Here is a 25,917-nt window from a genome sequence, read left to right as displayed (position 1 = left end):
ATATAGGCATGGGTAGACGCGAAGGGACGATTATCCCGCCTTTACTGCTGTAGGCTGGGTTTGGCTTTATACGCTCAAGCAGCTCTCCTACCCCAACGACTTGATATAAAAAAAGCCGGGGTACATGGCGTGTACCCCGGCTTTTTTTAATGGTGATCGTTAAGGATCAGTCGATCTCAAGCTCATCAAACTGGCGTAAGATCATAATCAGATCCAGGACCATCTCAGCCGCAAGCTCTGCATCTTTGGTTTTTTCCAACTCATGCATAAGGTCGGTCATGCTGATCCAGGTTTCTAAATGGTCAAAATCAATCTGAGCGCAGAGTGCCGCCATATGATCCATACTCCCCAGCCGTTTACTAACCAGCTTACGTATGGTTTGTACCGCTTCAGCATCCAAATCTTGGGCTGTGGCAATTTCAAGGTCTAATGTCATAGGCTCTGTGGGGTCGACCCCAACATTACCTTGAGCACGAAACAGTGCTTGGTCCAACATAGCTCCTAAAAAATGGCGTAGGGTTAACTTATCATTAACCTTCCGTTGTCGGGTCGAACGCCACTCAAAGAGCGCAAACAAAAACACCATCAACCCACCTTGCAGTGCAAAACCGATCAAGACCGGCAGCATGCTCAGGCTGAAATCTGTTTCCCAGTAGAGCACAATCATCAATAAGGGCACGGCGGCAAAAAAGACCACCAAAAGCACCAAATAGAATGATAATAACCGTTTCCAAAAAGGAACTTCGGTCTCTGTTTGCACGTGCAAGCTCATTATAAGCCTCATAAATATAAGGAGATATCGACTATTCCCAGGATATTATCCACCTAAATCGATACGGTATCCCTTATCGTAATGCAATGCAGAGACCATCGTGCAGAAGGTTAAGGTTTTATCTCTCTAGACGGGGCTAAAAGAGCCCTTTGCATCTGATCCATGGGGGTGGACCAATCACGCGCATGGGTTTGTCTAAACAGCCGCATTGAAGGGTAAAACACACTACTCTGTCGATGCTTACCATGAAACCAGCGCCAGTCTGCATCGACAGACAGTAAAAGCCAGACAGGCATACCCAAAGCACCGGCCAGATGAACCACCGCGGTATCCACACCGATGAGCAAATCCATACAGGATAAAGCACTGGCGGTCTGGTCAAAATCATCTAACAGAGGCGCTAAATCCACCACCCCAAGATGGCTGAGTTCATCCGTCGAATGCAGCTGCTGGCTACCGACTTGGAAGCTAAAAAACAGGGCGTCAGACACCTCCTCTACAAGAGGTTGAAATGCACCAGCGGACATGGAGCGGCTGCGATCATTACTCTGCTTGGGGTTACCCGCCCACACCAAACCTATACGTAACCGCTGGTCAGAGCCTGCCATGTGCAAACGTGCTTGCCACTGGGCATTGTCCAGAAGGCTTGGCTCTAAATAGGGAGGATTTGGTGGATGGCGCAAATTAGGGTCAAGCCCCCGACACAGCTCTATTGGTGTCGTCCAATGGGCATGTTTGGGAACCTTGGTATGACCCAAGGCTTGGATATCAAGCTGTGGAAATGATCGCTTAAATAGTGTCAACAAAGCTGGGTGAACAAGCAGAGTCAAGCGTTGAAAGGCATCTGCCAATACCAGAAGATAACGGCTAAACTGAATGGTATCACCATATCCCTGTTCAGCCACAATCCACAGATGCTCAGGTAGCGGGTGTGGTGGACGCCACAGTGAACCTTCTGCTGGGGGCTGGAACATACCAGACCAAGACCAACGTTGATCATAGAGAGACCAACCTTGTTCAAACTGCCCCACACGTAACATTAACAGGGCTAAATTAAGATCTGCTTCTTTTTGGTTAGGGTCCAACGTTATGGCTTGTTGAAAAGCTTCTTCCGCACGACCCAACTGCTCCAACTGCAACCAGGCCAACCCAAGATTACTCCAACCTTCGGCCAGACCTGGCAGAAGCTGAACTGCATGTTGCAGAGCATCAACCCCGGCTCGCGCCTCCCCCGCCCATAAGAGCCCACACCCATAGCGAAACCATAACCGCCCAAGCTCTGGCTGTTGATCCACGGCCTGTCGGAGTTGCTCTAACCCAGCCGTATACTCACCGTGTTGGCACCGCAGCAATCCCGAACGAGAACAAGCCCCAGTATGGTTGCCATCCCTCCTTAAGACCTGGTTAAACGCACGTAAGGCCGCAGCTCTATCTTGTAACTGTACACGCACTTTGCCCAGGGTATACCACCCTTGCGTCTGCTGGGCATCCAAACCCAAAGCTTGTTCTAAAATCTGAGCAGCTTCTTCCCACTGCTGTAAGGCAATATGCTGGTCTGCGAAAAGAAAGTGCAGCTCTGGTTCATGCCCATGGCATGAAAAAGCTTGAGCGGTATAAAACGCAACCTTTTTCGCATGGCCTGCCGCTTGCCACCACTGAATGCATGTCGCCCACATCGGCCACGTCGTTGCAGGCTGTGTTAGGCGGGTTTGTAAGCGTAGACGGGCACCTTGCTGATCCCCTCGTGCATACTGAAAAACAACCCCCAATAACCATCCTGAGGGACTCTCTGGTAAACGGCGTTGCAGAGCTTCCACCAAAGAGCTCCAACGCAACAATGCCTCAGTAGAACGGGTCGGAATCGTAGGTAACAAGGCCTCGACCAGAGCCAATCGCTGGTCTGGGCAGTGGTTAAGCAGGCGGGTTAAAAGCACAACGGCATGGCCATCGGCTTGCTGATGGAGCGCTTGCAGCCCCTCCGTCAACCACTGTTCACAGGCAAGATCCCCTTCAAACGGCCTCATTGGGAACGCTACCTAGATTGTGCTTCAAATTGGGTAGAGGGCCACGCCTGAGCCCGGTAGCCACACGCTTCTAACAGGGGTCGCAGGGCTCGAGGGGGCGGTGCCGTCACATCAATAGGGTCTTTGTTTTTAGAAATAGGCACCACAATTTGTCGTGCGTGCAAATGTAAACCCTTCTGAGGCTCACTTGAGGTCGCGCCATATTGTAGATCCCCTTCAATGGGAAAACCCATATGGGCACAATGGACCCGGATCTGATGGGTGCGGCCCGTTTTGGGGCTCAACGACAACCAACTGTGCGTTTCAGAGCGACCCAACACCCGATAGTGGGTTAATGACGCTTTGCCTTGCTCCTCATCCACAACCATACGCCACCCTTTTTGAGCAGAACTGATTTTATGCAGGGGAAAGTTCATAACACCCTGATCTTTTGCCGGTCCCCCCTGCACGACGGCCCAGTAGGTTTTTTGCACCCGCCCCTGGCTAAATAGCTTGCCGAGTTTGGAGAGCGCTTTGGCATGCCGCCCCAAAACCAAGCAACCACTGGTGTCACGATCCAGCCGGTGTGCCAAAGCGGGGGGTTTGGGCAACCCAAAACGCAATGCAGGAAACAGAGCTTCAAGGTTAGGCCCCCCACCCGGCCCAACATGTACCGCAATACCAGCCGGTTTATTGATAATAAGCATCAACCCATCGCGATGTAACAAACGGGCCTCAAGATCTTTGCCTTTAAGAGAAATAGATGGTGATTTCATGGTCATAAACCCCAACTATTCATGGGATGTAGGGGATGGTAAGGTCTCTTCATGGGGGTCCGGTTGCAACATCACCTGTTGCATCTGTTCACCAACCTGTATGATAAGCCCCTCGTGGGACAGACCATCCCCTATACTGTAACGAAAACCGTAAACCCGGCGAATTTGAATTGCCAAGCGTTGAGGGTGGCGCTCCAGTCGCATACTGGTAAGATAGGCGCCACCATCCAACAGGGTTGCCCCAATTTCCTGGCAGACCTGATAGGCAGTACGTACAGCGCGCTCTCGGGCCTGCATCTGGTAATACCACAGCAGACCAACCAGGGTGCAGATCAACAGCCACAGCGTTGGGTCAGACATTGTGATCCCTTTTCATCATGAGTTGGTGGTCCATACCACCGACCAAGCAATAAAGAGTATAAATCTTTTCATTAAAACCATGCGTTAAACGAACTACCTAACTGTTATATTTAACCTTTCCAACCTTCAAGCGCTTCACACTAACCATGCAAAACACTTTTCGGCTACAGTTTCGGCTATAGTTTGCACGCCTCTTTGATAGACCATACCACGGGTTGTAAATATCTAATAGTAGTAGGAAGCGCTCACCTTGCTAATCATGCACATGAAAGGTGAACACTTCCCTGACAGCCCCCTATCCCACCAGGTCAAACCACTGCTTGGCCCCTGCGGGGAGAATCTTTAAATAGGTGTAGCCATCCTGCTCGCAGCTGTGTTGATAGCTGCGGATCTGCTCAAAGCGGTTATCCACAATCCACCCCACCGCATGCCCCACCAAATGCCCCCCCCGCTGGCCGTCTGCTAACGGTACCGTGCAGTACATCAGATCCACAGGTAGCCCCTGATCCTGGGCACGGCGGCGGATCTCCAGGGCAAAGTCGTCACAATCCCCATGCAACACCCCGTGGTGGTCTGCAAGGATGCGGTCCCGCTCGGCATCGCTGCTCCAGTGCTCCAGCTGGTCAAACTGCTGGGTGTCCGGCACATAGACAAAAGCCCCTTTAAGCTCAAAGTGCAGGCGGGCTAACAACTGCTCCACCGGTTTATGGCTCATGCGCCCCGCCTTGTGTCCGTCTGTTCATCGCTTCCCACCCCGGCATTGGGCTGGTGGGGCGTCCCACCTGCGGTTGTTGGCTGGGGTCCCCCAACGGCACCGGATAGGGGCTCGGGGCTTGGCACCCCAGCAGCCCCAAACCCAGCAGAACCCCCCACAGCGCGTGTAAACCATACCTGCATAGGAGGNCCGGCCGGTAGCGGTCTAGGGTGGCCAAGGATTGGTAGCTTTTAACCACGACATCCTGAGGGCAACCGGCCACCTGCCCTGGCTCCAGAATCACCCGCTTATAGCCCCCCGGATAGCGGCCATGCACCAGAGCATAATAGCGGGTGCCGCTCTGGGGTCCGGTTAAGGTAATGACATCTTCACGCGCACTCATGCGGCCCCTCCATCGGTAATGGTCCAAGCATCGTCATTAATCATCGCCGTGCGGGCGGTTTCTGCCGCCCCACCGCTGGTGTAGTTCGAGGCCCCAAAATCCACACTCACCCCGCTCTGCAACGCTTGCCCGCTCCAGGCCAGCAGCAGCGCATCGTATGCGGGGGTGGTAAGTCCCGGCGTGCTCTTTAGGAACCAATCGGCATAGAGAACCGAAGTCACATCCCACCCGGAGAGATCCGGGCCGCTGGCCATACTGGAACAGCCAAAGAACATATAACGCAGATCGCTCACCCCAGCGGTGTTCCAGCCGCTGGTATCTGGGGCGCTGGCCATACTGGAACAGCTTTGGAAGGCCCCCAAGAAGTTACTCACCCCTGCGGTATTCCAACCGCTGGTATCCGGCGCTGTGGCCATGGCCGAACAGCTCTCAAACAGACGGCTCATATTCCCCACCCCTGCGGTGTTCCAACCGCTGGTATCTGGCGCGGTGGCCATGCTGGAACACCCCTTGAACAGGCTGTTCATGTTGGTGATGGTGCTGGTGTTCCAACCGCTGGTATCTGGCGCGGTGGCCATGCTGGAACACCCCTTGAACAGGCTGTTCATGTTGGTGATGGTGCTGGTGTTCCAACCGCTGGTATCCGGGGTGGTGGCCATGTCGCTACAGCCACTAAACAGACTGGCCAAGCTGGATAACCCGGCCAAGCTCCAGCCGCTGGTATCGGGGGCACTGGGCATGCTGGCACAGCCACTAAACAGGCTGCCCATGCTGGTGACGCTGCTGGTGATCCATCCACTGGTATCCGGGGTGGTGGCCATGTTGGTGCAGCCACTAAACAGGCTGCCCATGCTGGTGACGCTGCTGGTGATCCATCCGCTGGTATCCGGGGCACTGGGCATGCTCGATGCGTTGTAGAACATGTAATCCAGATAGGTCAGGGTGCCGGTGTTCCAGTTGCTGGTATCCGGGGTGGTGGCCATGTTGGTACAGCCATAGAACATATAACGCAGATCTGTCGCGGCGGAGAGATCCCAGTTCCCGGTATCCGGGGCGCTGGTCATGGCCGAACAGCCGTTGAACATGCTTAAGAAGTTGGCGACGCCACCGGTATCCAGATCCCCCAAACCCGTGACGGTAACCAGACCCGAGCATCCATCAAAAGCATGGTTCATGGCGGTGACGCTGCTGGTATTCACCACCCCGTTTTGCGTAACCGCCGTCAGGTTGCTACAGCTACGGAACATCGCCCCCATGGTGGTCAAGCCGGTGGCCCCCAGGTTGAGCACCTTGGTCAACTGGTTTTGCGCCGATGACCCTTCAAAGAGCAAGGCGGTGGCGGTACCGGAGAGCTGAACAATATAACTGCCAGCAGTGGCGTAGCTGTGGGTCAAGCCCGCATCATTGTAGCTGTTGGCGGTGGTTTGGGTGGTATCGCCCCAATCCACATCCACACTGTAGCTGTGGCCGGACACCCCCGGAAGGGTCACCGACTCCCCAGGTGCGCTGGTGGTAACCTCAAACACCAAGGCATCCCCATAGCCTGCGGTGATGGTGACGTTAAACTGGGTGGTGTTTGAGGCGGTCTCCACCCCATCGGTTGAGAGGGCTTGAACATCCACCACAGCGGTTTCAAACCCCTCGGGCACCACCAGGGCCAGCCCGTCAAGCTGGGCCTGGGTCACGGTCCATACGCCGCCACTCTCGGTACCGGCGGAGAGGGTCGCCCCGGCGGGTAGGTTCCACAGCTCCAGGGTCAACAGCTCCCCAACCGCCCCTGCTGCGGCGGTAATCGCCAACGGCAAGGCGTGGGGGCCGGGTAGCTGGCCGCTGTTATCCCACGACACATCCGCAACCACCAACGTGGGCAGATCCGCAACCGGCATAACGGTCACGGTGGTCTGGACCTGGTCGGTTTTGGCGGTGGGTAGGGTGGCCACATCGGTGGTGCTTTCCACCTCCACCCCAAAGCCAAAGGTGCTGTTGTCATCGGTGGGGGGTAACAGCGTCAGACCAGAGAGGGTATAGACCCCACCGGCTTCACTTAGATCGGCCAGCGGATTTAAAGTCACCACCCCAGCCACGGGGGTTTGGTCCACGCCATTTAAGCGCACCGCCACCCCGGTGGGGATATCCACCAGACGCAGGGCATCCACCCCGGTAAAGTTCCCGCCATCACGGGGGGTCACGGTGACATCCCCCACACTGATCCACTGATCTTCACTACCAACAACTTCAGATAGAGCAATATTTACTCCGATGGAGATTTTCCCCTCGTTGTGGATGAACCAGGAGGAGCCCATCACATATCGATCTCCTGTGTCTGTCTCATACAAAAATGACCCAACTGGCCAATCCGCTGGTTTGACATCCCCAGAAACACAAAAACCCCTCAAAGGGGGTTCGGTTAAACAGGTAACAGTCATGAAGTCGCCCTTTAAGAATAGAGCCCATACGGATAAGCAATCCAAACACTACCATTCCAAATGTGGACTGAACTGTCAGATTCATCCAAAACCCTGGACCCCACAGGCCAGTCTGTTGGAGCGCTTACCAGTGCATCCACGAACCCAATAAGGATCGGCCCTGTAATCGGTGTAAGTGCCATATCAACCCCCTCTTAATAGAAAATAATAACTAAGCCGTCTGATCCATTACCACCGCGAGCACCTGAGAGGCCACACCCTCCACCACCAGCACCATAACCTGAAGCATCAATACCATCGGAGTTTGAACCACCGCCGTCACCGCCGTCACCGATACCACCGCCGCCACCCCCACCGGTTCCGCTTCCACCTACCCCCCCATCACCATAGATGCTGGCAAGGCCTGAATTGCTTGTATTCCCACCTGCCATGCTAATAGACGACCCCACCCCACCACTACCAGCACCTGTACCAGCGATACCGCCAGCAGCTGACAGGTAAGAACCAAAAGAGCTCTCTCCACCATTTGCACCCAACGTTTCAAACCCAGCACCACCCGCACCGCCCCCCCCAATAGCAACAGCAACAGAACTACTGATACTGGAAAAATGACGGATTTTTATTTCCCCGCCCCCACCACCTCCACCGGATGAACCCGATGTATAACCTTCACCACCCGCACCCCCTCCAACCATCATCACCGTGACTGGCCCTGTGGATGCAGAGAAAGTACCTGACGTGGTAAACACCTTCATGCCACTGGTATCCGTCTCAATTTCTTCAGGGTCGCCGTCAGGCCCCCACCCCAACCCTTTGCCGGGTGTGCCTGTCGCCAACGCGGCAAGACCCACCGCACGATTTGCAATCTGTTGGGCACCTACGGCTTCACTTGCAAGCATGTCTTGAGACACTGAGCCAGCCTTAATTTTGAGCTTGCCGCCAGTAAAAGCAAGACCACCGCTGCTATAAAGGTCTAAGGCAATGTGACCCGCACCATCATCCTTCAACCCATCTCCAAGGGTCAGTTCAACATGGGGAGCAAGGACGCTAAGCAGAGCATTAAATTTATCTACAAAACTGGCCAGTTCTGAACGGGCTTGCTTAGGGTCTTTACTTGCTGCATCTAAATACTGTTTGGTTGCATTAACAGGTAAGGTCATCAATTAACTCTCCGCTTTAGGACCGCGTAACAACACATCTACGGTTGCATCTGCCAAGGTCCCGGTTGAATCATAAAGTTTAAATTCCGCCGCTATTGCAGACCCTACTAAGGCTGACTTAGAGACCAGCACCCATGACCACCCAGCTCCAACCCCCTGTATGGCACTGATTTGTGCTTGTGTAATCGAAGCAAGACCACCACGGGTAGCGATCTTAAAATGCCCCGTCGCAACTTTGGCATAAAGACCGTTTGTCCCGCTGGATGTATTCAGATCTTCCCAGGTCTCTTTCTTTGAAGGGGCATCTAGAATGGTCACAAGGCTTTTGATATCCGGTGCTGTGCCAGTTACAGCGATTTTGATTTTGATATAACGAGCTTCCACCACATCAGGAGAAACAAAAGCCCCAACCGGTGCCCCCTCCATTTCCGTCCCAACCTGCATGGTGACAGTTTCTGTACCATCACACTGTGCAGACACTAAGGGCCTGAAGTTTAGATCCTGCCCAACATCTAAAACGGGCGTGATGTATTCAATGGTGTTATGGCTTTCTACAATCTCATCCCAGCTATTGCTCAGCGCATCCCAAGAATCAGGTAGGTCATCCCATGTTTCCGTACCTGCGGCATGAAGGTGCCCATCACTATCGGCATAGGCATTCGTTTGACTTCCTGGCCAACCATAGTCCTGCTCTCGACGGTAAATCAGCGCCTCACCAATACGAGGATCACCCATAGAGGCCCCATTAATCCATGAAGCGTCATCCGACTCATTACCCGAACTATCTATTGATTTTATGGCGAAGGTGTAGAGCCCAGCTGCCAGAGAATTTGTTTCATAAGGGGCCATGGTCAACACGCCCTCATGAAGCGGATCCATGTTGCTCCATATACTGTTTGAACCTGAAGCAAAGCGGATCTTATACCCACCACCCGCCCTGACATCAGCATCCTGATCATCGGCTGACCAACTGAAACGGCGGGTACCATCGGCATCCTCAGTAATGGCAAAGCCAGAAGGTGGGGCCGTAGGCGGGGTTGTTTTACCTTGAACCGTATGGCTGTACTCACTCACCCAATCAGAACGCGCCCCACTATGGGCAATAGCCCGCACTTGAATGTCATAGGAGATACCATCATCTACCGGGCCTACATAACCCTTCAAATCACCACCACCAACAACGGTAGAAGACCAGCTTATTTCGGTGCTTTTTTTCCATCGGATTTCATGCTTAACCACAAACGGGCTGGAAGAGGCTTGCCACGTTGCTAGGATCCGTGACAAAACAGAGCCATCCCCGGCAATCAATAGATGATCCCCGCCACTCGCCAGCACCATATTGGTTGGGGCCGATAGACTCCATGCGCTTGGCAGATTGGTGTTGGGGGCTGGATCAACTACCTGCTCTTCACTGGTAGACCAATTATAATCAGATGAAGCAGTCTCTCTTAAAGAGAGATTAACAAGCAACAATGGTGCATCCCCACTGCCACCTTGCATAAGCTCCCAGCTGGTGACTTCGAAGGGTTTTTCATCCCACCCAAACTGATTATTGGTAAGCTTAACAACATCCCCACAACGGATTTTTAATGCCGATAGATGACAGGTGATATTGACCGAGATCTGTTGACGCGCCTTCAGAAGTGCAATCTTGGCAATGCGCTGAGCCTGGGTTCCACTAGAGACCATATGAAGGTCCATATCCTGCCAGATTTCTTCGCCTTCATCTTCCGCAACAAAAACTGCGGACTGAATGGAAGGAAACTCGGTGGAAACATAGTTATCCTTCGCTGCGTTAAATACCCCTTTTACCCCATTAAACAATTCTCGCCGGGAAAGCATGGTCGTAACCTGTATGGGTCCAGCAAGGTCTGATTCATCAAGGGTAATGATTGGCAAGTCCCAAGCTGCAGCTTTGATCACCCAACGCCCCCCCGAATAAATTGCTGTACCTGCCATAGCACCAAGCATGGCACTGATATTTTCGCGGTGGGAATCCTGCCCATCAACCACCGCAGAGATGCTGTATCGTGCCTCTGTCCCCCCTGCCTCAAGCGCCACCTCTTCATCACAGACATTCGCTGCCGCAATTAGTGATGCCTCCCCCATTTCAACACCATAATTCACACCAAGCCCCGCTTCAGTTGCGGTCATATAGTCCGCTAAACACAGAGAGACATTCTCAGACCAAGCTGTCGTCTGAGTACGAGGATCGTAGACCTTAGCCCCTTTAAGAATTGCGGAAATTTGCGGTGTACCTGAGGGGTAGACATCTGGAGACCACTCCAACATGACATAGAGTTTGGCGTGTCCATCTTGCCGATGGGCAGAGGTCCACTCAGCGGGTGCAGCATCGGTCAGTGCCGCATGCAGATCTGCATCACCAGCCGTAGTGCCAAGCCCTACCCAGATCCAAGCACGTCCCGCAAAGTCCCCCTCTGTTATTGCACCTGTTATGGGATCCCATACAACCGCTTGATCATTAAAATAGACGGACTCTACTTCTTCAATTTCATGTGAGGCTAAAGTGATCAACATATGCATATAACGGTGATTATCCGTGGTATGCAGAAAGGTAACAGCACCACCTGTACGGGTGCGTCCATAAATACGACGCCAAAAAGTGATCGGCTGGCGTACGCTACTGGTACGGTCTACCCCGCCAAACTGGGGTTGCTTCAGTTTTTTAGTCGTGACAAAAGAGATGGCCGTTGATATCACCATACCAACCACCATTTTGCCCAACCAAGTCGACCAAAAACCGGCCTGGGCAATAGCCGTAACCGCTGCGATCACTGGCGGCATGTCAAACCCTCCATGCACATATGGCACGTTCCAATGGAACTCCCCGCAAACCTTCCTCAGAGGGCGTAAAAACCACCCGACCAGCACAAACCCCAAGGGTTGGCCATGGACCCTGCATATACAGCACAATATCGCCACGTTGAGCGTTAAACGGAGGGACCTGACGATCTGGCAATGCTTTATTAACAGCCATCATCAAACCACCATGAGCCTTAATTGCAACAACGGCCTCTTTAGCATCCGCATAAATAGGCAACGTAATTTGAACCCCGGTCAACACCTCAACAGCACCACAGGCAAACACGACGCAATCGTGAAAGCCCCACTCAAAAGGGGTGTTATTTCGTGCATGCAGGTAAGCCTCTAAACGGTTAGGCCAATCTTTAAAACGTTGCATCATCGCCCCCATGTAATTTCCATATCTTGCAACGATGGGACATACTCAAACCCACGATCCCCAGGGGAACGAATTTGCTGATCCTCATGCGTCCAACGCCTTGCCGTATTTTTTTCTAAACGAATTAAGCGTGACTCTACAGAAATACCAATGGTGCATGTATCGCCACTAGCATCTATGGTTGGCACATCTGTCAAACCACCAAACATTTCAACAGGGTCCGCAATCATTACTGTGCTGGCCGGATCCAGTGCACCGAGAAAGACCGATACCCGTTTACCTTGGCGCAGGTCTGCCAAGGCCATTGCAATCAGTGATGATGAAACACCATTAAGCGTTAGGGTGATGTTATTGGCCCTGAGTTCTTGAGCCTCCTGCATGGCAGAGATGCCACCTAAATCCCCCACGCCTTGCCATGTCTGCCCGTTCCACTGGAGCTCTCCATTCCCTGACCATACGTAAATGGTGCCACCCGCTGTTTCCATAGAAACAAGGGCTATTGGTGATACCAGTTTGGCTTCCATCGCGCTTTGCATACCGACTGTTAAATCGCGCATAGCTTCTCCTATCCAGGCACAAAAAAAGGCCATCCCGAATAGGATGGCCTTCATTTTTCTGTCCCCAATGGAGACTTTTGCCTTGTCCCCATCGGGGACTTTTGATATACTCTATTCATCGGTTACGGGAACCGACAACACCAAGCCCCAGGTGGTCAAAGGGGAAAGCCAGGAAAGGAGAGCGTGATGAAAGCAACGCTCGGCACCCTGGTCTGGTTGGCGATAGTTTTAGCGGCTTCGCCAGCTTGGTAATAACCACCTGGGAGGGCTCGACCCCCTCCCAGGTTCCTTTTATTATCGGCTAAGCTACCACCTGAGACAAGAGAAAAGATCATGGATAAACCAACCCCTGAACAGATTAAACAGGCCCGAAAACAGGCCAAACTTTCACAAGACAATGCCGCTGCTTTGGTGCATGCCACCCGTAAAGCATGGCTGCGCTGGGAGAAGAAAGCAGAAGAGAACGAAGCCCGAGAGATGCCTTTAGCCTCCTGGGAACTGTTTCTCTTAAAAACAGGCCAACACCCGGCCCTAGCCTTAATGACCGATTAAAGCGCCTCAACCAATGCGAGGGAATCCAACTTATACCGCCCCCCTGGCAACACTTCCCAGCGGGGTTCATTGCTATCTAGATAGAAAGTCCCCTTACATGCATGGATGGTAAGGGCTACACCATCACTTGGGGATTCACGCAGCCTTGGCCAAATCGATAGGGAAGCCTGACCATTGCTGTTACTAGCCGCATCTGCTGTTAGCTGGTAAAGCCTAGTAAGACTACCCTGCCCCACCTGAATAAGATCACCGGCTTTAAGGATACCCGCTATGGAGGGATTCCACCCAGTGGTATTCAAAGTAAAACCGACTTGCTCAGCACCTTCCACAATCGGAAGGCCCGTACCCACGCCTTCGGGTTCAGTTTCCGTCGTGATCCCACAATGAAACACATGCGCTTTGCCAGAAAGTTGTGACAAAAACACCCGCCATAGGCGGGCTTGTGCAGCACGCATAACCGGTATGGTCATGATCATTTGCCATCGTTCTGCATAGATTTGGGTCTGTCGTTGAAGTGTAAACGGGGATTCAGATACCGCTGTCACACTTTTTTGCGTGATGACCAGTGCTGATGGTAAAGGACTGGAGGGCATCGTGACCAAAGCCATTACGCCCCCCTCATTGCAGCAGAAAAACCACCACCACGCTGGGCCGCGTCTGCCATAGCCCCCATCAAACGGCGTTCAAGCATGGGCATCATAGAGATCAACTCTGCACGTACTGTATCTTTAACCCCAGTAGATAGATTAAGATTAATGGTGCCACCACCCCCCAATTGCTTATTGGGGGTAATGTTACCAGCGGAAACAGGTGTAAACAGTTCAGGGCCATGCTCACCCACCAGATAGCTTTGCCCTGTCGCAACAGGGCCACCGATGGCACGGGCTGACCAAAAACCGTCACTCCAATCCCCAATGGATGCATCACCCATCCAGTCTGGAAAATCACCAATATCACCCCAACCACCAGACCCTTTAAATAGATGCCCAAGCCCCCCAGACAGCAAACCACCCAAGGGCTCCGTAATGGTGTTGCGGGCCACCATTCTTGCCATATCAGCCAAGATGGAATCGACAAAACCGGAAAACTCTATTTTCCCATTCATCACAAAATCAACCAGGGAATCTTCCATACTGCTAAAGGCTCGCTCTGTCATTTGAGCAACATTGTCCATGGTATCGCCCATGCTATCAAGATAGCTCTCGATACCTTGGCTAACGCCTTCTACCACCTGACCTTGCATGGTTAATTTTTCATTTGAGGATTCTAGCAACGCATCAAGCCCAATTAACTCTTCCAGTTGATTGGCATACTGTTCTCCCAGATGTTCAGCCATCTGTGCGGCTTGGGCAGAAGTAATTTTGTTTCTGGCCAACATGGTATTGACAGCATCCAACCCCTTCTCATATTCACGCATGGCTTGATCCATGGGAAATATGCTGTCATAGAGAGATTGCCAACCTTCAGGATCTTTAATCACCTGTGGTGCAGGGGTGGCCTTATCGGGACTGGCTGGTATTTCAGCATCCTTTCCGACGTGGAGTTTCATTCCACCACCCTTGAGCTTTGATTGAATGAGCTTTATCTGCTCTTCAATGGTAGCTCGATCTTTCTTAAGAGCCTCGATAGTTTGAGCAAAGGGGCTTTTATGGTCAGGCTTGGAAGCATTAAACTGGTCGGCCCAAGGATCAGACTCCCCACCCATATCTAGTTGAAAATCAACCTTGCCAAGTTTGTTATCCAACAACTCCAGGCGCTTTTCCAGTTGCCCTAGGGTCATCTCATCCAGTTCACGCTGGACCTTGTTTGTGGCAACAAGCCAGTTTTGAATATTGACAGCGGACTCAACAAACCAACCAGAAAACTCCTTAAATACACCACTTTCGGTTAACCACAATGTAAGGGAGGTTCCTATACCGGAAACTGCATTACCAATATCTCCTAGCTGATCATTAAACTCAGCCATTGAATCCGCTGAAGTTCGATCCATAGACAAACCCAAATCGCGCATCTTTTGCCGCATTTGGTCAATACCGTCTACGCCCATATCCATCATTTGAAGTAGCCCGACACCCTCGGTATCAAAAAGCTTATTGGCTAGGCGCACTTTATCAGCCTGATTACTCACCCCCTGGAGTGCTTCGGTAATTTTCATAAACTGCTGGTCAGGGGCTAACTGATTGATGGTCTTGGCTTCCAAACCAAGCTCGACCAAAGCATCTTTAGCCGCGCCCGTACCCGCTGCCGCTTCTGAAACACGCCGGGTCATCCTTTGCCATCCGGTCACCAACTGGTTTTGCTCGACACCCGCATATTCTGCAACCCGCTGAAACTCGGAGAGAGCATTGGTCGACACCCCTAACCGGATTGACATCTTTTGCAATTTGTCCCCAGCATCAACAAGGCCTTTCACCCAACCTGTGGTGACCATACCTGTACCTGCGAGAGCCAATGTTTTAAGACTGTCAGAGGTGAACTTTGCAGCTTTAGAGATAGTTTTAAGCTCTTTATTGGCAACCCTGGAGGCTTTACCGAGATCTTTTTGAAGTCGCGCCACATCGGCACTCAACTCAATGACAAGCTGCCCGAGTTCTGCTTTTGTGGCCATGGCTCACCTTAACGAAAAAAAGCCGAATCAAGATGATCGGCTATGATTTGTGCATCCATATGTTCTTGAACCGGCTTGATGATGGTGGTGTAATCTGCCGGGTTTTTATTAACAGAGCCCTTTGCTTTGTGGATATTGTGCAGCATGGCTGTTTGCTGAGCCAAAGCCATATCCAGCAAGGGAAGATGGTCAATGGGCATCACTCGGCTCATGGCCCACCATTCTCGAACCTCTTCCGCTGACAACTGCTCAATTTCCCGCACCGACCTACCCAGAATGCGGGCCAAGGCAAAAAGAAATTGTCGCTCAGGGCTCTCTCTTAGTTTTTTTCTAGATTTTCAAGAGAGGCACCTAAAGCGGCTTTCATAACCATCCGCATTAAGCTTGGAGTAAGCTCTTCACGCATGCCCTTCACTTTTTTAAAGGCCTGCAAGCCCTCTTCAAAGACAAGAGAGCTCAAAGCAATTTGCTCACCCCGTTCGTTCTCGTCTTGGTACTCCTCTTCAAATGATCTTAGCTTGGCAAAAGTAAGCTCCATCACATACAAAGGTTTGGTATCAATACTTCGGCCGGTATAGACAGCACGACGTGTACCAAAATATTTCACTTGATCAGGCATATATTTAGCTCCGGGTAGGTTTACCACTAATATCTAGGGAGATAGAGGCGGTCATTTTGCTATTGCCTGGTTTACTCACAGAATATCCGGCAACAATGGCACTGAAAGCTAACGTACGTTCAACAATGGGCGCACTTTCAGGGCCAGAGATATACTCCAACTGAAAATCAACCGCATCCACTGTGTCGTAGAAATGATCTTCAAGGTCTGTGTGGTACGCCGCACTATCGGCATCATACTGGACATCAAGAGAGATCTGCCCAGCATCCAAAGCACCCGCCGATTTGGTGTAGGCATCTGCATTGACATAGGCAACAGACTCCACATCACGAGAACCACTTGGGCCGTTCATGCTTGTGATATAGCCGATCTCATTAAAGACTGGTGTTTCCTGCATATCTGACATGGACAATTTGATCCGAGAAATCTTCGCCATGATTAACTATCTCCGTTTTAATTTCTTTGCTTCTTCAAGGATGGCAGGCCCTAAGCGATCACGCATGCTCAACACAGCCTGTCGATGTTTGGCGCTAAAGGCTGGACGCAGAAAAGGTCTTGCCCCCTTTTTACGGGTGCCGAACTCTACGAAAGTCCAATACCAGACATTTTTAGGATTGTAGGGGTTTCCCTTGGGTTTATAGATTTTACGTCTACGGGAGATACTACTAGGGGCTTGGTGAATTCCCTGGCTGCGCACATAAACCTGATAGGTCATGGCAAACTTGGTATTTTTGCGACGTTTTATACGGGTGCGAATATTCATCCGCAGTTTACCAGTCGCTTTGGGTGCACGCCGTGATGCTTCTTTACGTATAACTGCAGATCCAGCCCTTAACGCTTTACCCAGTGCTTTTTTTTGCACCTTGGCAGGCAACACTTTTAAAACATCATCAAGTTGACTCAGCCCCCGGATATGATTAAGCGCTTCTACCACGGTTCTGCACTAACCTGCACATACACCATAGGAACATCAGTCTCTTCATCATGGGCATCCATGATATTATCAATCTGGCAATCCAGCGCGTTACTTTGCCTTAAAGCATCGGTCACTACGGCTGCTAATTGCCGAGCATCAGGATAGTTCTTAGCTACGGCTGTGATCTGCATGTCTGCAAAATCATCTACAGCGCCATTCACATAACGGCTCTTCCCCCCTGCTGAACGTGCATAGACCAAATAAGGTTTAAATGTTTTGTCAGGGGCCACAACAGGATAGATCCGATCCGCAACCAAGGATGTGACGGTGCTATGCTGTAATGCCGTATAAAAATCAGACTCAATACTCATTGGATTACCTCACAGTGCAGAACCAATTCACGGCCCCCATCTTTGATATTTTCAACAAATCGAATTTGGTGTATCACCCCGTTATGGACAATGCGCATGCGTGCATGGATACCGGTAACAGACCGCACCCTGAACTTGGTATGGATATATCCACTTTCACGCTCAGCTAAAACCTGCTCTCCACCATCCACACGCAGCACTTCAGCACGAAGCTCTGCAAATACCACCCAGGTCTCTACCTCAGAACCATAGTCGGCATTTTTGGTCACCATTTTTTGTTCAATAATCAGCCGCTCTCTTAAGCGTCCAGCACGCATACTGTCCTCCTATGCAGGCCAAAGGCGGTAGATATCAACCAGCATTCCAACGGTAGGCAAATCCGAAACAATGGTGCCGACCACTTCGGTTTCCCGCTGTTCATAAAAATGACCAACCGTAAGCTTAATGGCATGCGCCAGGTCCTCAGGCACGGTATCAGCGGCATCCCCATATCCAGCCTTAAAGATCACAGTCAGTGCACGAGGAACAGACCGCGTATCGGGCCAAGATTGACCATAAGCCGGACAGAGATATCCATAATCCCCATCCACCACCTGATAAACCGAAGGGTCCATGGTCTGAGTAATGCCGTCGGCATCCACATAGGTCACGGACGCCACAGACTGAAGCCGCCCCCGATCTAGCTTGATGGGTTGATCACCACACGGAAATTTATCCGCATAGGCTTGCCATGTTTGGGTAATGAATGACCGGCCTGTGATCTCTTCCAGATACCTGCGAGCAGCTCTGCCCATGACGGTTAGAGTCGTATCATCCTCACTATGGGAAACCACACAGTGGGCTTTCAATTCCGCCAGGGTGACCGGCTCCACCATGGGGGCTATGGTCAAGGCATAATCCATAATGATCAGGTCTTCTTACGGGTACGGCGGGTGGTTGTGGTCAGAGCTTTTTCTAATGCGGGATTACGAGCTTCTTCCACCTTGGCAGTCTCCATTGCTTCCGCAATCCCGGCTTTGCACCACGCTTTACCCACGTCTGCAGGCACATCCACGATCTCTTTAGGCTTATAGGTAAACGCTCGACCTGCCATACCTTCACGCATTTTTATTTTCATAATCTTCTCCATAGAAAAGGGGTGGCCATAATGACCACCCCTTTGCATACCTATCGTTTAGGATGCGGCATTCTTATAGAATTTGACCGGGTTAGCCCCAGCATCCAGCAGATCACCGTCATGACGGCTGAAGGTCAGGAAGGCTACCTGAAAGTATTCTGCATAGCGTTCTGCTAAGCGCATGATCATCACATCATGGGCATCCCGGATGATATACTTACTTAGATCCCCAAACAGCAGCGACTTGGCATCGGCCGCCATCATGGGCATATCCTGGTTAACCGTATAGCGGTAACCCATCAGACGATCTGGTTCACGCTCTGCCACCCCAGGCACCCACAGGGGGCGACCTTCGCCATCCTTAAGTTTCTTGATCGTGGCAATGGTGTTATCGTGCATCATAAAACGGGCATTAGGTCGATATTCAGGATCCACGCTATGTTCTAGATCGACCAGATCAGAATAGGTAATGGCTGAGGTCTGACCGGTCGCACCAGTTTTACCCAGGGTGGCCGCCGTTACGATACCGTTGGGCTTGGAAGATCCATCTCCCACCGTAAAGTGTTCGTTGGTGATCCTGGCTACCCGCTTACCCAGGGCATCTGCGAGATAGCTTTCCAGACTAAAAGCGCTATCCTGCAACAGAGTTAAAGGCACCTTGACCATCTTAGAGCTGTAGATGTAGGCGTTCAGGGCGATACTGCTAAAATCAACATCCTGCTCCCCAACGGGTGAGTTCTCACCGAGAATGGCCCCTTTGTTACCGGTATCGTTGGCAGTAGGCATGGGGATTTCATTACCGGTGACGGTACGCATGGATGTAGCAACAGTCCGCATCCCCCCAAAGGCCTTCATGGCTACTTCCAGTTGATTATGGAAACCTTCGGGAATCAGGAAACCACCAGCAGACCCGGTGCCGGTGGTCAGGGCTCGTTGTTCAGCAGAGAGATTCCGTTGACGGTTATGCATATATTCCCGCTCATCATCGGTTAAATTACCGATGCCACCAGCAGCCCAGTTACGAAAGGCACTGGATTCAACCTCTCCACGCTGCTCCGCTTCACCGGGGGTGATATCCTCCCGCCCAGCCCGTTCATACTTGCGATTTTCCAAGCTCTTTTGAGCATCGTTATGGCGCTCGATGTTTTCAGCCTTCTTTAAAAGCTTGTCGGCATCCTCCATCATCTCATCAAAGCGGGCTTGGCTCTCTTCGGTGAGGGTTCCCTCCTCACCCGCCCCATCCAACAGTTCACCCGCTTGGGTAATCAGATTCGCCCGTTTCTCGCGGATCTCTTCAATTGCACTCGGCATTGGTTATTCCTCTTTCGTTGAACGCCCGCGATTCGGGCATAAAAAACCCTCACTGGGGATCCAGGAGGGTTGGATTGAATACAGACTATAAACACTATAAAATTCTATTTTTTCCGATTGAAGCAGGGGATATGCTTTGTTTATTCAAGACGCGCTTCCAGAACGACGTAACTTAATTGTTATCAGTACAGCCATTACTCTCTACTGGGCTGCTGAGGGAACATCTTTAGGGACAGACCCCATACATCTAAATCTTCTGGGTTTAAAAACCACGCTCAACAACCCTGAGGCATTGATATGGTTTGTCGGGCTTCTACTCCTTTGGTCTATGTTTGCTTTTTGGCAAGTTATCCGCGGAAAGTTAGAACAGGGGTTAATTGCGTATTTAAACCAAAAGCAAGAATCAGAAGCTTTCTTACACCACTTAATAGAGTCTGATCAAAGCGTCAAAACAGAGCTGGACAAATTAGCGGGCCAACATTCATTCGATAGGTCTAAATATAAAATTCGTTTTTCTGAAGCCAAGCGTTTCAAAAGTGGTTGTTTATCTATCATATTTAAAGTATATGGGCCCAAGCACATAAGTAAAAAAGTGTATTTTCTGCCCGTCTCCCCATTTATTTGCGATACTAGAGACTCTGCCTACCTCCATGATATTACGGAAGATACTGTAGAGTTCTGGCAGATAAAGATCACATTACGACCCAAGCTACCCTGGAGCAATATAAAGACGACATCACGACCCAAACCATCCTGGCAAAACATAAAGAAAACATTACAGCCCAAGCATTTATGGAATAATATAAAGAAACTCATTTTTGATATTTATGCTGTTATTTATGCTTGTCACCAAACATCTAAACCTTCTGTTATAGATCCTCCCACAACGAAGTTTAACACCAAGTTTTTTTTAAAGTGCTTGGCAGGACACGTATTCGAACAGACCTTACATGCTTGGAAGATCCGTCTTTGGTTGGGATATATTCTTAAACATGCAAGTGTACGTGAAATACTTATTCCTTGGATTTTAGCTGCCATAGCGGTTTGGGCATATACTGACATGGTCACACGACCACCACAGATCAGAGAGATTGAGCCAAGGTCAATCGCCGCCGTAACATGGACACCGAAGCACGATTGCATAGCCGCTTGTTGCGAACAGACTGCCACGTTTCCATGCTGCGAAGACCCACTGTGGCATCTGGGTAAGCTGGGTAAGTGACTGGTGAGACATCGTAGAGACGCTTGACCTTCTGAATAGTACGGATGACCCGCCCATCACCATCTTCATCCCAATCCTCTTCATCCACGGTAAAGGCAAAAGAGGATTGGGTGATGTCCCCCCGCAGGAGCGATACCAGCAGATCACGGGCATATTGGGTATCCGGCGGGTCTAACTCATAGCTTAGCCCGTTAGCATCTTGGTTGATCCGTAGCGTGCCAGACACAGTACGGCCAAGGATCAAGTTGCCATCATGGTTGATCAGAGCCCGAACATCATCATTGAGCACATCATCAAAGGCACCTGGGGCAATCTGTTCACGAAAGCCGCCAAGGTTTTCAGACAGCTTGTTGAAGACTGCGGCATGACCACGAATCATCTTTTTGCCATCGCCTCGCTCCTCAACAGAGAGATCGAAAGCAAAAGCACGGCGTTCAAGATTTTTGCTCATCATCGTTTTCCTTGTCGTCCTCTTCGTCCAGGTCACCGGCTTTTTTCATATTCAGCGGTTGCAGGGGCTCATCTAACCCTTCCAGCGGATCCAGATCTTCCCATGCTCGGGCTTCATTGCGGGTTAACCATCCATCTTGTATACCCCGCCCATAGGCAGCATAACGGTTTTTTACATCACCACGCAGCAGGCCCTCAGGGTTAAACTTGAGATACAGCCCCGTATCTACCCCCAGCAGTTTACGCCGCACCTCTTGTTCCCATCGTGTGATCCAGGGAAGCAAGGTATAGCGAACAAACTCATAGCCTTGGTGCTCAATATTGCTGAAAGTGGCCCGTTCCAGATCTCCAATCATGTGAGGGGGGACACGAAAAATCCGGGCAATATCATTGATCTGAAATTTACGGGTCTCTAGAAATTGGGAATCTTCGGCAGTCATGCCTACTGACTGCCAGGTCATGCCATCCTCCAAAACAGCCACCCCATGGGCGTTACCTGCTCCACCATGGGCATTCTCCCAGGATGTTTTTAAACGCTTGCGTCCTTCAGGGCCTAACCGATTAGCCGTGGTTAGAACGCCACCTGGACGTGCACCATTTTTGAAGAGCTTAGAACCATACCGCTCTGTGGCCACCGCAAGACCGATTGACTCCCGTGCCACCGTGAGGGGGGAATACCCCTGCAAGCCATCGAACCCAAAGGCAGGGATGTGCAGCATGTCACTTTTAGGGATTACAGTACCGTCCACACGATAGCGCAACACACCATTAAACCGCTCCACCATCACCTGTTCAGGGGAGAGAGGACGCAGCTCAATAGCCTTTCCAGCTCCATTTCGGTCAATCAGGCTATAGCCGTTACCCTGTAACACGGCACAGCCGGTTACCGCTTCCCGATAGGTAGAAGGCATCATGTATTCGTTCGGCTCTACCCCCAGGAAGTGGGCCACAGGATGGTCGGTTATCTTCTCTTTACCCCCCCCTTTTTTCTCCCGGTAGACGTGTACCGGCAGAAACGAGACCGGTTCAGCAATGGCGCGAACACAAGCGTAGACCGCACTGACCCGCATGGCGGTTTCACGATTAACGGTAATACCGGTAGCGCTCTCTCCACCACCAAACAGATCAAATAGCCACTGGGCCGGGTTGGATAGTGAGGTTTTGGGATCCTCGGGACTACCCCGATTCAGCCAGGATGGAAGATTCAATTTCATAGAACCAAAAGCTCCTGGTCTTCATAGACCGAATCAGTTTCACCGCCTGCCATCGCACGGTTCATGGCGATGATGGTGGCCACGGCCCCATCAATCTTGTCCTCTACACGCTCTTTCCGGGGGTAGATATTTTCATTAGCATCCACCCGACATGTCACGTTGCTGAACATCCAACTGGTAACGGGGTTACCATCATGGAAAAAGCGCTTGTCACCGATGAACGCTTCTACCTCTTTCATGGGTTCAGAGAGGTGGCGTACATTTTGGGGAACCTCTACCACATTGAGCCCTTCAGCTGCTAACTGTTGAAACAACTGGGCTCCGCCGTAGGGGTCATAACCGATCTCTGCCACATCAAACCGTTTGGCCAAAGCCAGAATATCGGCCTTGATCTCCTCATAGTCGATCATGTTGCCATCGGTCAGCTTTAGGTGGCCTTCCGTTGCCCAACCCAGGATATGTTCATTGTCGTGAATATTGGCTCGATCTTCCGGCAGGTAGTGCTGTACCAGCAGGTGATAGGCATTATCCCTATGAAACAGCAGGGCAATGGATGTCAGATCAATCTTGCTGGAGAGATCTACACCAATCCAACAGCGATCCCCCTGAAAGGTCTGCTGGCTATAGGTTGCCTGAACAGCAAACCATGCATCCATATTCATCCAAGCATCCCGACTGGATACCCAGAGATTCAGATATTTGGTTTTGTAATGGGCTTGTTTACGAACACTACGCAGCGCTTGGGACAACTGGGCTTGAAGGAACTCAGGAAAGATCGACACCCCTAAATTGGGGTTAGCCTTGCGCATGGCCTCTTCTGTTTTCCACCCTTTTTCCTGATCCTCTTTGTCGATGGTGTAGATGATGCCAAACAGCTGATTATCCTTAAATACACCATCCAGTAACTTGGTTACATCCAACTGCATGGCATAGCAGGGACCACCAATGTTATCCCCTGCAGTGGTAATGACAAACTGAAGAGGCTGTTCCCGGTTGCCCATCCCCCCTTGCAGGGTGTTAAACAACTCATCAGTATCATGTTCATGGTACTCATCGACGATAGCACAACTTGGCGAGGCACCATCTCCAGGCTTGCCAATAACCGGTTCAAAGCGGCTTTCATCAGCAATGGTGTGCAGGTTCTTAACCAGTACGCCAATTCCAAACCGTTCACGTAACGCCTTGGTGCGCTCCACCATCTGGCGGGCAGGTCTGAACACCTCCATGGCCTGTTTTTCAGAGGTCGCCCCACTGTATACTTCCGCCCCGTGCTCTATGTCTGCACAGAACATATACAGACCAACCGCTGCAGCCAGGATCGACTTGCCATTCTTACGGGGAATCTGTAGATAGGCTTGGCGGAACCTTCGGGCTCCATCTGGCTTAACCCACCCGAAGATGGTGGCAAGAATAAAAACCTGCCACGGCTGTAACCGAATGCGTTCACGATTCCGGGCTAGTTTTCCTTTAACATGGGGTAGTGACTCTACAAAAGCACATACCCGATCAACGGGGGTGTCCAATTTACCGTCATAGTTGATGGTTGGATTCCACATGAAGGGCGTATCATCGCCCCCCTCCCACCGTTCCAAATCATTTAACTGTCTTTGGCAGGCTTGGCGGACATGCCTGCACGCCAGAATCTTCCCGCTTACCACATCACGGGCATACTGGAGCGCAATGCCTACATAGTCGCGTTCAGAATCGGTCGAAAGGGTTTTCATCTCCTGTATCGTCGCCAATCACTCCAAGCAGCCGTGTCCGACTTACCGGTGTTAACCCGAACTCCGTCAACATTGATTTAACCCGCCGCCATGCGTCTGCCGCCTGTCCCACCTGGGGATATATGCGGTGCATAATGGCACCATCTTTGGTTTCCGTTTCGTAGCTTGTTCCATTTTCCCGGACGAATTCACGGGCATCACGGTATTCCGACAAGGCATCACACAGCAGTACCAACGCAGTGCGGTCAATCTTGTCCAGTATACTGCCTCCCTGGAGAGCCTTAACCAGATCGGCATAGGTACGACGCGCTTTGGAATCCAGCCATTTGGGAGCCCCTTCTATAGGCGTACCCCCTTTTTTGGCCTTTTTGGCTTGGTTCAGCAAACCTCGTTTTCCCGGATTTCCTTTTACAATCTCTAACTTAAGCGATTGTTTGGCAGGCCCTGACATGACACTTTTTTCCTTTTTCAACCTGCGGCGATAAAAAAATCATTAAGCGCTTGTTTGGCAGGCCCTGACATGACACTTTTTTCCTTTTTCAACCTGCGGCGATAAAAAAATCATTAAGCGCCCGTATCGGGTGCATCAGGTAGTAGGGATTTTCACCCCCCTCCCCATAACCGAGTTCCCGAATCCACCATCCTGCTTTGCCGTCTTCCGGCTATGGCATGATGCGCATAAGCTTTGCAGGTTGCCGCTATCGTTGTTGGTCGCATCACCATCCATGTGATCTACTACGGTTGCTCGCTCTGTCTTGCCTTTGCGTTTACAGATCCGGCATAACGGCTCCCGACTCAGATGGAACATTCTTAACCGTCGCCACTGTGTGCTGTTGGTTGCCATGGCTCGACGTTGCTGGCGTTGCTTGGCATTCCTGTTCCCACTTGATTGGGCAACCTTGGCATGTACAACACAATGACGATTATGGGTAGCCTTGCCACAGCCCGGATGGGCACAGACCTTGGGGGGACGTTGGGGCATTATCCATCACCATGCTGCCGACGACGAGAGAGGTGGGGAACAATCTCTCTCAACACCTCGGTGAGAGCTGGTATTGACTCATCAATGGCACTTCGCAGCTCCCCAACCGTCTTATCAAGGTGCTCGATGTCCTTCTTGATTTCTGCGTGGATAACAGCGCCTTTGTTTAGTTTAGCTTCGAGGTCTGACAGCTTTGTATTAATCTCTGTCCGCCGCATGAACGTCATGTTCATCAAAAGCCAAACAAAAGCAGCACCACTAAGCGCGGCTCCCACAATATCAAAGGACACTTCCATTTCTTAACCCTGGCTATCAGGAGTAATCAGACCAACCAGTCCAGATAACCCCATTCCGATACCAACAATGTATTCCCACATTTCAGGAGCGATGGGCATACCAATAGCTGCTAGGAACAAAGAGGCACCGCGCCAAGTAGATGGTTCCCGCATACGATTCAGGATCATGATTTTCATGATTG

At 51.2% G+C, this 25,917-nt stretch carries 29 protein-coding genes; 1 reads left to right on the top strand and 28 read right to left on the bottom strand.

What is annotated here, in order from left to right; translation table 11 throughout:
• Positions 1-166: 166 nt before the first annotated feature.
• The 10 genes from V5T57_RS15685 to V5T57_RS15640 all read right to left on the bottom strand — a co-directional run bounded on the left by V5T57_RS15685 (position 167) and on the right by V5T57_RS15640 (position 12,353).
• The gene (locus V5T57_RS15685; RefSeq protein WP_332892191.1) at positions 167-772 is read right to left on the bottom strand and encodes a hypothetical protein; all 606 of its coding nucleotides are present in this window, start codon (positions 770-772) and stop codon (positions 167-169) included.
• A gap of 110 nt (positions 773-882) precedes the next feature.
• On the bottom strand, positions 883-2,796 hold the full coding sequence (locus V5T57_RS15680; protein ID WP_332892190.1) for a tetratricopeptide repeat-containing glycosyltransferase family protein: 1,914 nt from the start codon (positions 2,794-2,796) through the stop codon (positions 883-885).
• 8 nt (positions 2,797-2,804) lie between these two features.
• The gene (locus tag V5T57_RS15675) at positions 2,805-3,551 is read right to left on the bottom strand and encodes an RluA family pseudouridine synthase (RefSeq protein ID WP_332892189.1); all 747 of its coding nucleotides are present in this window, start codon (positions 3,549-3,551) and stop codon (positions 2,805-2,807) included.
• A 15-nt stretch (positions 3,552-3,566) separates the two neighbouring features.
• Positions 3,567-3,911, bottom strand: coding sequence for a DUF3301 domain-containing protein (locus V5T57_RS15670; RefSeq protein WP_332892188.1), 345 nt, complete (start codon positions 3,909-3,911; stop codon positions 3,567-3,569).
• A gap of 295 nt (positions 3,912-4,206) precedes the next feature.
• Complete coding sequence (locus V5T57_RS15665; protein WP_332892187.1) at positions 4,207-4,626, bottom strand: transglutaminase-like cysteine peptidase; 420 nt, start codon at positions 4,624-4,626, stop codon at positions 4,207-4,209.
• Positions 4,627-5,004: 378 nt separating this feature from the next.
• Positions 5,005-7,311 carry a BspA family leucine-rich repeat surface protein gene (locus V5T57_RS15660; RefSeq protein WP_332892186.1) on the bottom strand — a complete coding sequence of 769 codons (2,307 nt, stop codon included), beginning with the start codon at positions 7,309-7,311 and terminating at the stop codon, positions 5,005-5,007.
• Positions 7,312-7,628: 317 nt separating this feature from the next.
• Positions 7,629-8,594 (bottom strand): hypothetical protein, encoded by a 966-nt coding sequence (locus V5T57_RS15655; protein WP_332892185.1) that lies wholly within the window; start codon positions 8,592-8,594, stop codon positions 7,629-7,631.
• Between the two features lie 3 nt (positions 8,595-8,597).
• Positions 8,598-11,399: a phage tail protein gene (locus V5T57_RS15650; protein WP_332892184.1), complete on the bottom strand. Its 2,802-nt coding sequence runs from the start codon at positions 11,397-11,399 to the stop codon at positions 8,598-8,600.
• A gap of 1 nt (position 11,400) precedes the next feature.
• Positions 11,401-11,796, bottom strand: coding sequence for a DUF6950 family protein (locus V5T57_RS15645; RefSeq protein ID WP_332892183.1), 396 nt, complete (start codon positions 11,794-11,796; stop codon positions 11,401-11,403).
• Complete coding sequence (locus tag V5T57_RS15640; protein ID WP_332892182.1) at positions 11,796-12,353, bottom strand: hypothetical protein; 558 nt, start codon at positions 12,351-12,353, stop codon at positions 11,796-11,798. The genes V5T57_RS15645 and V5T57_RS15640 overlap by 1 nt, the downstream gene beginning before the upstream one ends.
• 333 nt (positions 12,354-12,686) lie before the next feature.
• Here V5T57_RS15640 and V5T57_RS15635 point away from each other — a divergent pair, with 333 nt between their 5' ends.
• Positions 12,687-12,905 (top strand): helix-turn-helix transcriptional regulator, encoded by a 219-nt coding sequence (locus V5T57_RS15635; protein WP_332892181.1) that lies wholly within the window; start codon positions 12,687-12,689, stop codon positions 12,903-12,905.
• Here V5T57_RS15635 and V5T57_RS15630 read toward each other — a convergent pair.
• The 18 genes from V5T57_RS15630 to V5T57_RS15550 form a co-directional block, all read right to left on the bottom strand.
• Positions 12,902-13,513 carry a hypothetical protein gene (locus tag V5T57_RS15630; protein ID WP_332892180.1) on the bottom strand — a complete coding sequence of 204 codons (612 nt, stop codon included), beginning with the start codon at positions 13,511-13,513 and terminating at the stop codon, positions 12,902-12,904. The genes V5T57_RS15635 and V5T57_RS15630 overlap by 4 nt on opposite strands.
• Complete coding sequence (locus tag V5T57_RS15625; RefSeq protein ID WP_332892179.1) at positions 13,513-15,513, bottom strand: phage tail tape measure C-terminal domain-containing protein; 2,001 nt, start codon at positions 15,511-15,513, stop codon at positions 13,513-13,515. Before V5T57_RS15625 ends, V5T57_RS15630 begins: the two co-directional genes overlap by 1 nt.
• Positions 15,514-15,521: 8 nt before the next feature.
• Positions 15,522-15,725 carry a hypothetical protein gene (locus V5T57_RS15620; RefSeq protein ID WP_332892178.1) on the bottom strand — a complete coding sequence of 68 codons (204 nt, stop codon included), beginning with the start codon at positions 15,723-15,725 and terminating at the stop codon, positions 15,522-15,524.
• Positions 15,726-15,832: 107 nt separating this feature from the next.
• A complete protein-coding gene (locus V5T57_RS15615) occupies positions 15,833-16,132 on the bottom strand; it encodes a hypothetical protein (RefSeq protein WP_332892177.1) in 300 nt (99 codons plus the stop codon).
• Between the two features lie 4 nt (positions 16,133-16,136).
• A complete protein-coding gene (locus V5T57_RS15610; protein WP_332892176.1) occupies positions 16,137-16,568 on the bottom strand; it encodes a hypothetical protein in 432 nt (143 codons plus the stop codon).
• 6 nt (positions 16,569-16,574) lie between these two features.
• Positions 16,575-17,066: an HK97-gp10 family putative phage morphogenesis protein gene (locus V5T57_RS15605; protein WP_332892175.1), complete on the bottom strand. Its 492-nt coding sequence runs from the start codon at positions 17,064-17,066 to the stop codon at positions 16,575-16,577.
• On the bottom strand, positions 17,060-17,419 hold the full coding sequence (gene gp17 / locus V5T57_RS15600; RefSeq protein WP_332892174.1) for a tail completion protein gp17: 360 nt from the start codon (positions 17,417-17,419) through the stop codon (positions 17,060-17,062). Before gp17 ends, V5T57_RS15605 begins: the two co-directional genes overlap by 7 nt.
• Entirely contained in the window at positions 17,416-17,736 is a 321-nt protein-coding gene (locus V5T57_RS15595) for a phage head closure protein (RefSeq protein ID WP_332892173.1), read from the bottom strand. Before V5T57_RS15595 ends, gp17 begins: the two co-directional genes overlap by 4 nt.
• A 9-nt stretch (positions 17,737-17,745) precedes the next feature.
• A complete protein-coding gene (locus V5T57_RS15590; protein ID WP_332892172.1) occupies positions 17,746-18,321 on the bottom strand; it encodes a head-tail connector protein in 576 nt (191 codons plus the stop codon).
• A 5-nt stretch (positions 18,322-18,326) separates the two neighbouring features.
• Entirely contained in the window at positions 18,327-18,536 is a 210-nt protein-coding gene (locus V5T57_RS15585; RefSeq protein WP_332892171.1) for a hypothetical protein, read from the bottom strand.
• Between the two features lie 57 nt (positions 18,537-18,593).
• On the bottom strand, positions 18,594-19,847 hold the full coding sequence (locus V5T57_RS15580) for a phage major capsid protein (protein WP_332892170.1): 1,254 nt from the start codon (positions 19,845-19,847) through the stop codon (positions 18,594-18,596).
• Positions 19,848-20,929: 1,082 nt separating this feature from the next.
• Complete coding sequence (locus tag V5T57_RS15575; RefSeq protein WP_332892169.1) at positions 20,930-21,520, bottom strand: HK97 family phage prohead protease; 591 nt, start codon at positions 21,518-21,520, stop codon at positions 20,930-20,932.
• A complete protein-coding gene (locus V5T57_RS15570; protein WP_332892168.1) occupies positions 21,504-22,733 on the bottom strand; it encodes a phage portal protein in 1,230 nt (409 codons plus the stop codon). Before V5T57_RS15570 ends, V5T57_RS15575 begins: the two co-directional genes overlap by 17 nt.
• A complete protein-coding gene (locus V5T57_RS15565; protein ID WP_332892167.1) occupies positions 22,730-24,457 on the bottom strand; it encodes a terminase large subunit in 1,728 nt (575 codons plus the stop codon). The genes V5T57_RS15570 and V5T57_RS15565 overlap by 4 nt, the downstream gene beginning before the upstream one ends.
• On the bottom strand, positions 24,432-24,908 hold the full coding sequence (locus V5T57_RS15560) for a phage terminase small subunit P27 family (RefSeq protein ID WP_332892166.1): 477 nt from the start codon (positions 24,906-24,908) through the stop codon (positions 24,432-24,434). The genes V5T57_RS15565 and V5T57_RS15560 overlap by 26 nt, the downstream gene beginning before the upstream one ends.
• Before the next feature lie 135 nt (positions 24,909-25,043).
• Entirely contained in the window at positions 25,044-25,265 is a 222-nt protein-coding gene (locus V5T57_RS20995; protein ID WP_442918227.1) for an HNH endonuclease signature motif containing protein, read from the bottom strand.
• Between the two features lie 173 nt (positions 25,266-25,438).
• Positions 25,439-25,735, bottom strand: coding sequence for a hypothetical protein (locus tag V5T57_RS15555; protein ID WP_332892165.1), 297 nt, complete (start codon positions 25,733-25,735; stop codon positions 25,439-25,441).
• A 3-nt stretch (positions 25,736-25,738) separates the two neighbouring features.
• Positions 25,739-25,912 (bottom strand): hypothetical protein, encoded by a 174-nt coding sequence (locus tag V5T57_RS15550; RefSeq protein ID WP_332892164.1) that lies wholly within the window; start codon positions 25,910-25,912, stop codon positions 25,739-25,741.
• Positions 25,913-25,917: the final 5 nt, after the last annotated feature.

The organism is Magnetococcus sp. PR-3 (assembly GCF_036689865.1).
GTDB lineage: Bacteria > Pseudomonadota > Magnetococcia > Magnetococcales > Magnetococcaceae > Magnetococcus.
The sequence above is the reverse complement of the archived record's forward strand: the minus strand, read 5'-3'. Positions and strand labels throughout refer to the sequence as shown.

Bases quoted from the DNA above. Each gene is read 5' to 3' on its own strand.
- V5T57_RS15655 (WP_332892185.1), bottom strand. From the start codon at position 8,594: ATGACCTTACCTGTTAATGCAACCAAACAGTATTTAGATGCAGCAAGT.
- V5T57_RS15580 (WP_332892170.1), bottom strand. From the start codon at position 19,847: ATGCCGAGTGCAATTGAAGAGATCCGCGAGAAACGGGCGAATCTGATT.
- V5T57_RS15675 (WP_332892189.1), bottom strand. From the start codon at position 3,551: ATGAAATCACCATCTATTTCTCTTAAAGGCAAAGATCTTGAGGCCCGT.
- V5T57_RS15640 (WP_332892182.1), bottom strand. From the start codon at position 12,353: ATGCGCGATTTAACAGTCGGTATGCAAAGCGCGATGGAAGCCAAACTG.
- V5T57_RS20995 (WP_442918227.1), bottom strand. From the start codon at position 25,265: ATGTTCCATCTGAGTCGGGAGCCGTTATGCCGGATCTGTAAACGCAAA.
- gp17 (WP_332892174.1), bottom strand. From the start codon at position 17,419: ATGAGTATTGAGTCTGATTTTTATACGGCATTACAGCATAGCACCGTC.
- V5T57_RS15590 (WP_332892172.1), bottom strand. From the start codon at position 18,321: ATGGATTATGCCTTGACCATAGCCCCCATGGTGGAGCCGGTCACCCTG.
- V5T57_RS15615 (WP_332892177.1), bottom strand. From the start codon at position 16,132: ATGCCTGATCAAGTGAAATATTTTGGTACACGTCGTGCTGTCTATACC.
- V5T57_RS15635 (WP_332892181.1), top strand. From the start codon at position 12,687: ATGGATAAACCAACCCCTGAACAGATTAAACAGGCCCGAAAACAGGCC.
- V5T57_RS15595 (WP_332892173.1), bottom strand. From the start codon at position 17,736: ATGCGTGCTGGACGCTTAAGAGAGCGGCTGATTATTGAACAAAAAATG.
- V5T57_RS15650 (WP_332892184.1), bottom strand. From the start codon at position 11,399: ATGCCGCCAGTGATCGCAGCGGTTACGGCTATTGCCCAGGCCGGTTTT.
- V5T57_RS15550 (WP_332892164.1), bottom strand. From the start codon at position 25,912: ATGAAAATCATGATCCTGAATCGTATGCGGGAACCATCTACTTGGCGC.
- V5T57_RS15570 (WP_332892168.1), bottom strand. From the start codon at position 22,733: ATGAAATTGAATCTTCCATCCTGGCTGAATCGGGGTAGTCCCGAGGAT.
- V5T57_RS15565 (WP_332892167.1), bottom strand. From the start codon at position 24,457: ATGAAAACCCTTTCGACCGATTCTGAACGCGACTATGTAGGCATTGCG.
- V5T57_RS15660 (WP_332892186.1), bottom strand. From the start codon at position 7,311: ATGGGCTCCTCCTGGTTCATCCACAACGAGGGGAAAATCTCCATCGGA.
- V5T57_RS15670 (WP_332892188.1), bottom strand. From the start codon at position 3,911: ATGTCTGACCCAACGCTGTGGCTGTTGATCTGCACCCTGGTTGGTCTG.
- V5T57_RS15630 (WP_332892180.1), bottom strand. From the start codon at position 13,513: ATGGCTTTGGTCACGATGCCCTCCAGTCCTTTACCATCAGCACTGGTC.
- V5T57_RS15665 (WP_332892187.1), bottom strand. From the start codon at position 4,626: ATGAGCCATAAACCGGTGGAGCAGTTGTTAGCCCGCCTGCACTTTGAG.
- V5T57_RS15685 (WP_332892191.1), bottom strand. From the start codon at position 772: ATGAGCTTGCACGTGCAAACAGAGACCGAAGTTCCTTTTTGGAAACGG.
- V5T57_RS15680 (WP_332892190.1), bottom strand. From the start codon at position 2,796: ATGAGGCCGTTTGAAGGGGATCTTGCCTGTGAACAGTGGTTGACGGAG.
- V5T57_RS15555 (WP_332892165.1), bottom strand. From the start codon at position 25,735: ATGGAAGTGTCCTTTGATATTGTGGGAGCCGCGCTTAGTGGTGCTGCT.
- V5T57_RS15575 (WP_332892169.1), bottom strand. From the start codon at position 21,520: ATGAGCAAAAATCTTGAACGCCGTGCTTTTGCTTTCGATCTCTCTGTT.
- V5T57_RS15620 (WP_332892178.1), bottom strand. From the start codon at position 15,725: ATGAGCCGAGTGATGCCCATTGACCATCTTCCCTTGCTGGATATGGCT.
- V5T57_RS15645 (WP_332892183.1), bottom strand. From the start codon at position 11,796: ATGCAACGTTTTAAAGATTGGCCTAACCGTTTAGAGGCTTACCTGCAT.
- V5T57_RS15625 (WP_332892179.1), bottom strand. From the start codon at position 15,513: ATGGCCACAAAAGCAGAACTCGGGCAGCTTGTCATTGAGTTGAGTGCC.
- V5T57_RS15585 (WP_332892171.1), bottom strand. From the start codon at position 18,536: ATGAAAATAAAAATGCGTGAAGGTATGGCAGGTCGAGCGTTTACCTAT.
- V5T57_RS15610 (WP_332892176.1), bottom strand. From the start codon at position 16,568: ATGGCGAAGATTTCTCGGATCAAATTGTCCATGTCAGATATGCAGGAA.
- V5T57_RS15560 (WP_332892166.1), bottom strand. From the start codon at position 24,908: ATGTCAGGGCCTGCCAAACAATCGCTTAAGTTAGAGATTGTAAAAGGA.